The organism is Wolbachia endosymbiont of Drosophila tsacasi (genome assembly GCF_028982115.1).
Lineage (GTDB): Bacteria > Pseudomonadota > Alphaproteobacteria > Rickettsiales > Anaplasmataceae > Wolbachia > Wolbachia pipientis_B.
Genome location: NZ_JAPQLJ010000027.1, coordinates 1 through 7,149, shown reverse-complemented (window position 1 = coordinate 7,149; position 7,149 = coordinate 1). Strand labels below are relative to the sequence as shown.

Here is a 7,149-nt window from a genome sequence, read left to right as displayed (position 1 = left end):
CGACTTATAAGCGCGTTTCAGCTTATATAGGTAAAAATCCAGAAATGTTGTGAAGACATAAGGTGCACATAGTGCAAAAATTTAAAAACAAGACGCCAACCACGTTGTTTTCTTGCTGTTTAATCTGCACAGATGAAGATAACTGAATAGCTTCAATATCATGATAAGGGGGCTGGCGAGGCTTGTCAAGTAGTTTTTCGTTTCTAACGGTTGTTACCAAAAACTATACAAAAAGTCTAATGAGTTAACTTCCATATATCCTGAGTAGTTCTTGTGCATTAGCTTTGATTAGGATAGGGCATTTTCTGTCATTTAATAGGGAACGCAATATTTCAGTTGCACCTTTAATGTCGTTATTATGTATCTTTACTACAGCGATAGCTTCTTGGCTTGAATAAGGATACACTGCACTTGATTCTAAATTATCAATTTTATCTTTATTTATTTTTTCACCGTTGGAGTGAAGTAAGCTCATTACTTCTAAGTATTGTGCTAACTCACGCAAAACATCAGGAGCATCTTTATCATCTGCCAAATCATTATAAATAATAGATGCTGTGTCTGTTGGCATTGAATCTGAGATATGATTGAATGCGTGTTCAAAATTTGCTAAATACCCCCAATTTGAATCTATTTCTTCTAGCAGCGGCTTACTATCTTTTTTTAAGAATAATACTTCGTAAAATTTGTCACCTGCAGTTATAGATTGTTTTGTGTTATCAATATTGCGCAATAAGTATAATGTGATGCCAACTAACATTGGTGCGAGTGCAAGCAGAAAGATGTGTTTTTTCATGGTAATATTCCAAATAGTTATATATTTATACATTAATGCTTTTGATTTGCAAAAACATATTGACATAGTGATTATATCACATAATAATATTCTCAAAGTTGTTTGAATAGTTGGAGATTAAAATATTTCTAAAGTAGAAATAAAGACAGCAGTATTAAGCTAAATTATTTTTTGTCGGATTTATCCGATGTACCCTCAACCTTTTATAGGTTGAAGTCTAAATTTGAGAGTTTGATCCTGGCTCAGAATGAACGCTGGCGGCAGGCCTAACACATGCAAGTCGAACGGAGTTATATTGTAGCTTGCTATGGTATAACTTAGTGGCAGACGGGTGAGTAATGTATAGGAATCTACCTAGTAGTACGGAATAATTGTTGGAAACGGCAACTAATACCGTATACGCCCTATGGGGGAAAATTTTATTGCTATTAGATGAGCCTATATTAGATTAGCTAGTTGGTAGAGTAATAGCCTACCAAGGCAATGATCTATAGCTGATCTGAGAGGATGATCAGCCACACTGGAACTGAGATACGGTCCAGACTCCTACGGGAGGCAGCAGTGGGGAATATTGGACAATGGGCGAAAGCCTGATCCAGCCATGCCGCATGAGTGAAGAAGGCCTTTGGGTTGTAAAGCTCTTTTAGTGAGGAAGATAATGACGGTACTCACAGAAGAAGTCCTGGCTAACTCCGTGCCAGCAGCCGCGGTAATACGGAGAGGGCTAGCGTTATTCGGAATTATTGGGCGTAAAGGGCGCGTAGGCTGGTTAGTAAGTTAAAAGTGAAATCCCGAGGCTTAACCTTGGAACTGCTTTTAAAACTGCTAACCTAGAGATTGAAAGAGGATAGAGGAATTCCTAGTGTAGAGGTGAAATTCGTAAATATTAGGAGGAACACCAGTGGCGAAGGCGTCTATCTGGTTCAAATCTGACGCTGAGGCGCGAAGGCGTGGGGAGCAAACAGGATTAGATACCCTGGTAGTCCACGCTGTAAACGATGAATGTTAAATATGGGAAGTTTACTTTCTGTATTACAGCTAACGCGTTAAACATTCCGCCTGGGGACTACGGTCGCAAGATTAAAACTCAAAGGAATTGACGGGGACCCGCACAAGCGGTGGAGCATGTGGTTTAATTCGATGCAACGCGAAAAACCTTACCACTCCTTGACATGGAAATTATACCTATTCGAAGGGATAGGGTCGGTTCGGCCGGATTTCACACAGGTGTTGCATGGCTGTCGTCAGCTCGTGTCGTGAGATGTTGGGTTAAGTCCCGCAACGAGCGCAACCCTCATTCTTAGTTACCATCAGGTAATGCTGGGGACTTTAAGGAAACTGCTAGTGATAAACTGGAGGAAGGTGGGGATGATGTCAAGTCATCATGGCCCTTATGGAGTGGGCTACACACGTGCTACAATGGTGGCTACAATGGGCTGCAAAGTCGCGAGGCTAAGCTAATCCCTTAAAAGCCATCTCAGTTCGGATTGTACTCTGCAACTCGAGTGCATGAAGTTGGAATCGCTAGTAATCGTGGATCAGCACGCCACGGTGAATACGTTCTCGGGTCTTGTACACACTGCCCGTCACGCCATGGGAATTGGTTTCACTCGAAGCTAACGACCTAACCGCAAGGAGGGAGTTATTTAAAGTGGGATCGGTGACTGGGGTGAAGTCGTAACAAGGTAGCAGTAGGGGAATCTGCAGCTGGATTACCTCCTTAGGCTTTGCGCATAACTTACCATTTTTAATGATGGTGTTGTTATGTGCTATACTGCTGTCTTTACTTCTACTTTATTTTAATTTCCCGATAACGGAATTTTATGAGTGATAGGCCTCTTTCTCCACATTTACAAATATATAAAGTACAAGTTACTAGTTTTTTCTCTATTATGCACAGATTGACTGGTGTCTTGCTATTCCTTTTATTAATGATACTTTCTTGGTATTTCATATTACATGTTTACTTTCCTGAGTTACTTATAGTAAGGTACTTAAATGCATTATTATTCACTCCTGTTGCTAAATTAGCTTATGTCTTATGTTTTATAAGTTTTGTATATCATTTTCTTAATGGTATTCGTCATTTATTGTGGGATATTGGGCTTAATTTAGAAATTACTGGCGTTTCAAGGAGTGCTATACTGCTGACAGTAACGCTACTTCTTTCTACTATTGCTTTTTTATTTATGTTTATATGAGTCAATTTGGAAATTCAGTACATCATTGGTGGGGCCAGCGCGTTTCCGCAGTAATTTTACTGTTTTTATTTCCTTGGTTTATCTATTCATTTTCTTGCGCACTTTATGCTGATAGCCCTTTGTCTTTTAATGAAAAATTATTTCAGGCCATTGATCATCCTCTAGAGCTTTTATTTTTTGTTATATTATTGTTTTGTATTTTCTGGCATGCAGTTCTTGGAATGCAAGTAGTATGCGAAGATTACATACACAGTGTACCTCTAAGAGTTTTTACGATTACATGTATAAAGTACTTGTCGAGCATCACTTATATAGCTCTTACTTTTACGATTTTTTCTTTTACAAGCATATTTTCTTGTAAAATCATCTATTCTGTGTTAACATATTCTTAGCATACTGGTTTTATTATTGGACTATACTGCTTAGTGATTTTGGTTTGGCAATATGTTAGAGACATTGAAAAAGTGGGGAACGGACCTTACGCTAAAGGTAAAGGATCTGTTTACTTCACCTGAATCTCAAGTTTATGTCAAAGACCTCAGAAAGGTAATGGTATATAAGGATGGGAGGAAATGCCGGTACCAAAAAAATTACGATGAAATTGTAAAATCTGGGAAAATTATAGAAGCTAAGAATAGCGAGGGTGAGACTATATATAAACTTTTATATGGCAAGACAGACACGGATGGAAGAAAACCAAGTTTTGAATTGACTCTTGTCAAGGAAACGGACGATAGGTCTTATTTTACCATTGACTTTTTAGTTAGTAAAGGTAGGCGTGAGGTTAATGATTATAGTAAATTTTATAAGCCATCTGAGTTTTCAAAAATAGATCTTGAAAAACACTTGCCAAATTTTGAAGCTGAAAAATCCGAGAATTCTCAATACCCTTTTCAATTAACCAACTCTTCTGTGCTAACTAAAGAGGTAAGAAATAAAAAAGGTAAGGTTCAGAAAGTTATTGATGAGCAAGGAAGAAATGGCAAGCTATTGTACACTAGTGATTATAAGAAACTAAGCACTAGTTTTTCTGAAATTAGAGACCAGAACGGTAAACTGGAGTTAGATAAAAGTCTCATATCTGTTCCTATCGTTTTTGCTACAAGCTTGGCTAAAGTTTGTACTAAATTGTTGATCTCTCTTCCTATAAAATTAGGGGAGCATTTAATAAGCAAACAAAACCCAATTGCAAAGTCTTTTGGTTATCTTTTATTTACTCCTGCAATGGCAGTAAAAAATTTAGTGAATATGGGAGCTACCATACTTAAGGCTCCAATTTTATTATTTGTAGCAGATAAGAAGAAGTATGGTGATGCTTACTTCACTATGTGGGAACACCAATTGAAAGGATGTTGGGAAGAAGCAAAAAGTGACTTTAATGTTATTAAAGGTGGAGAAAGGCTAAAGCCAGGGCAAAAGGATCATAAGCCACTTAGTATAGTGGGCACATGGGATGAGCTTAACGCTAGAAGGTCAGGCATTGAGAAAGAATTAGAAGAGGGGCTAAACAAAAGTAGTGAAAGTATAGATAAATCTAGAAAACCAGATACTGGAGAAAGCTTAAAGGAAAAGTTGCAAAACAAAATTAATGAAAAAATAGCTGAGTTTGGAAATCAGAAGAGCAGCAATACTCACATTGAGAGAGAGAAAAATAAAAGAAACTCACAGCAAAAGCAGGCCCACATGCCTCCATTTAACTAACCGTTACTTTAAATTACTTTCTACTTTCATTATCCCACAACAAAAACTTACATGTATCTTGCTCTTAGTATAAGATGTTGATTATTTAATTAATTTTCTTAACTATATGCGCCCTGTAATACTATGTGGTGGTAGTGGCAGCAGACTTTGGCCTTTATCGAAGCCAAAGCAATTTCAGAAAATATTTAGTCAGAACACTATGTTTCACAACACTTTGTTGAGGTTAAAAAGCGATTATATGCCACCCATAATTGCCACAAATGTGCAGTACGAGCCGTTAGTGAAGAAGGAGTTGCATGGCTGCGAGGATATAAAGTAATTTTCGAACCAGTGAAAATTGGAACAGCAGCAGCGATATTAATTGCTGCGCTTCTCTGCAATGAAAACGAGATAATGTTAGTCTTGCCCTCAGACCATTTTATAGGTGATTTAAATAATTTTCACGCTTCCGCTCAAAAAGCGTCTTAGATAGCCTCTGAGGCTGACTCTATAGTTACTTTTGGAGTCAAATTTCATAAATTTGATTCTGAATACGGCTATATAAATGCAGTTTATGATCATAAGGAAAAGTATCATATAGTAAAGGATTTCATAGAGAAACCTAAGCACGTATTAAGTAATGATTATTATTGGAATTCTGGAATATTTGTGTTCAAAGCAAAACGCTATATAGATGAGATCAAAAAATCTGCCCCAAGTCTTTATAATTTATGTTTTAAACATTTCATACCGCAAGAGAGATTTCTGTGTTTAAAACAACGAGATTTTGCAGGAATTGAAGGCATATCCATTGATTACTTGGTAATGGAAAAAGCAAAGAACATTACAATGGTAGAGGCTAATTTCGATTGGTTGGATGTTGGAACTTGGAATTCAGTTTTAGAATTGAGTGAGAAGTTTAGCAAAGAACCGGTGTCATTTCAGCATGTGATTAGAGAAAAAGAACCAGTTTTAACGACAGAAAGTAATAAAAATTTATTGGGTGGAGCTTATAAGCAACCAAACAAAAGCCTACTATTGTTTATTAATAAGGTTAAGAAAGCAAAAGCGATAAGAAGAGAAATCAAGCCATGGGGATTTTATAGTATAATTTTAATGAGCGAAAATTTTCTTATAAAATATCTTTTTATAAATCTATTAAGCTGCACTTCTAAGCAATTCCATCATTATAGAGATGAATACCATATAGTACTATCGGGAGTTGGATATGTTAGTTTAGGCGACAAAGAATATGCTATAGTAAAAGACCATATGATAGAAATCCCAAGGGAAGTTTCCCATAGGATTGAAAATAGAAGCACAAGCTCTCCACTTGAAATAGTTGAATTTTAGATAGGAGCATCGAACAAGGAAAAATCTTGTTAAACCTGAAAGAAACTATTTTATCGAGTGCTATAACAATTTTTAAATATAATTTATTAAGAAGTATTTTTGCAGTTATAACCGGAACGCTCAATGGTGCTAGAGTGCCCGTTTGGGAGCATGGTTTTGGAGGAACGGTTAAACCACTGATGGAGTCTATTACAACTACCTCGATTAGAAGATTGTATAATCTAACCGTCCCAAGCTTAAATACTTCTTCATTATAAGTTATAGGAGGTCAATTACAATGACAAAAAGTAAATTAGAGGTAATGAATCCTGATGCAGCAGGGATAGATGTTGGTTCGGCTGTACATTATGTATGTATACCCGAGAGAAGAGATGAGCAACGTGTTCAAAAATTTGGCTGCTTCACTGAAGACCTTCATAATTTAGCAAGGTGGTTAAAAAAGTGTAAAGTTACAACCGTAGCGATGGAATCAACTGGTGTATATTGGATTCCTTTGTTTCAAATACTGGAATCTTACGGTTTTGAAGTTAAGTTGGTAAATGCGCGACATGTAAAAAATGTACCTGGGAGAAAGTCAGATGTTCAGGACTGTCAGTGGTTACAACAACTACATAGTTATGGATTACTCCAAGGGTCATTTAGGCCAGATAGCCAGATGTGTGTATTGCGTAGTTACGTGCGACAACGTAAGAACCTCACTGAAAGTGCATCTACACATGTTCTGCGTATGCAGAAGGCATTAATTCAAATGAATATACAACTGCATAGAGTTATAAGAGATATAACAGAAGTAACTGGTATGAAAATTATCAAGGCTATAATTAAAGGCGAAAGAGATTCTGGGAAATTGGCTCAATTCAGGGATGCACGAATAAAAAATGATCAGTCTACTATAGCAAAAGCGTTAGCTGGCGATTATAGAGAGGAACATGTATTCACGCTAAAGCAAGAATTTGAACTATATAATATTTATCAAGAAAAAATAGCAGAATGTGATAGAAATATTGAGGTCTATTACAAAACGTTTGAAACAAAATCTAACGAAAGTAAACAGTTGAGTAAGGAAAAGAATAAGCACAGAAAAAGTAAGCCTGACTTTGCTTTGCACGAGGAACTGCA

Annotated in this window: 5 protein-coding genes, 1 rRNA gene and 2 pseudogenes; 7 read left to right on the top strand and 1 reads right to left on the bottom strand. The window is 36.7% G+C overall.

All coding sequences use genetic code 11. The features are described 5' to 3' along the window. Positions 1-244 precede the first annotated feature (244 nt). Complete coding sequence (locus OZD70_RS01670) at positions 245-862, bottom strand: hypothetical protein (RefSeq protein ID WP_275020432.1); 618 nt, start codon at positions 860-862, stop codon at positions 245-247. Between the two features lie 153 nt (positions 863-1,015). Between OZD70_RS01670 and OZD70_RS01665 the strand changes: the two genes are divergently transcribed. The 7 genes and pseudogenes from OZD70_RS01665 to OZD70_RS01625 all read left to right on the top strand — a co-directional run. Next, a 16S ribosomal RNA gene (locus tag OZD70_RS01665) occupies positions 1,016-2,519 on the top strand. 100 nt (positions 2,520-2,619) lie between these two features. Further along, a complete protein-coding gene (gene sdhC, locus OZD70_RS01660) occupies positions 2,620-2,997 on the top strand; it encodes a succinate dehydrogenase, cytochrome b556 subunit (protein WP_275020430.1) in 378 nt (125 codons plus the stop codon). Continuing rightward, positions 2,994-3,358 (top strand): annotated as a pseudogene (gene sdhD / locus OZD70_RS01655) (succinate dehydrogenase, hydrophobic membrane anchor protein). The gene sdhC and the pseudogene sdhD overlap by 4 nt, the downstream one beginning before the upstream one ends. Before the next feature lie 83 nt (positions 3,359-3,441). Then, positions 3,442-4,698, top strand: coding sequence for a hypothetical protein (locus OZD70_RS01650; protein ID WP_275020426.1), 1,257 nt, complete (start codon positions 3,442-3,444; stop codon positions 4,696-4,698). 106 nt (positions 4,699-4,804) lie between these two features. Then, positions 4,805-6,027, top strand: a pseudogene (locus OZD70_RS06085) (sugar phosphate nucleotidyltransferase); the annotation flags it as partial. A 29-nt stretch (positions 6,028-6,056) separates the two neighbouring features. Beyond that, positions 6,057-6,287: a hypothetical protein gene (locus OZD70_RS01630; protein ID WP_275020106.1), complete on the top strand. Its 231-nt coding sequence runs from the start codon at positions 6,057-6,059 to the stop codon at positions 6,285-6,287. Between the two features lie 14 nt (positions 6,288-6,301). Continuing rightward, positions 6,302-7,149: IS110 family RNA-guided transposase (locus OZD70_RS01625; protein ID WP_275020111.1), on the top strand; the 848-nt coding region annotated here is incomplete at its 3' end.

Bases quoted from the DNA above. Each gene is read 5' to 3' on its own strand.
- OZD70_RS01670 (WP_275020432.1), bottom strand. From the start codon at position 862: ATGTCAATATGTTTTTGCAAATCAAAAGCATTAATGTATAAATATATA.
- sdhC (WP_275020430.1), top strand. From the start codon at position 2,620: ATGAGTGATAGGCCTCTTTCTCCACATTTACAAATATATAAAGTACAA.
- OZD70_RS01650 (WP_275020426.1), top strand. From the start codon at position 3,442: ATGTTAGAGACATTGAAAAAGTGGGGAACGGACCTTACGCTAAAGGTA.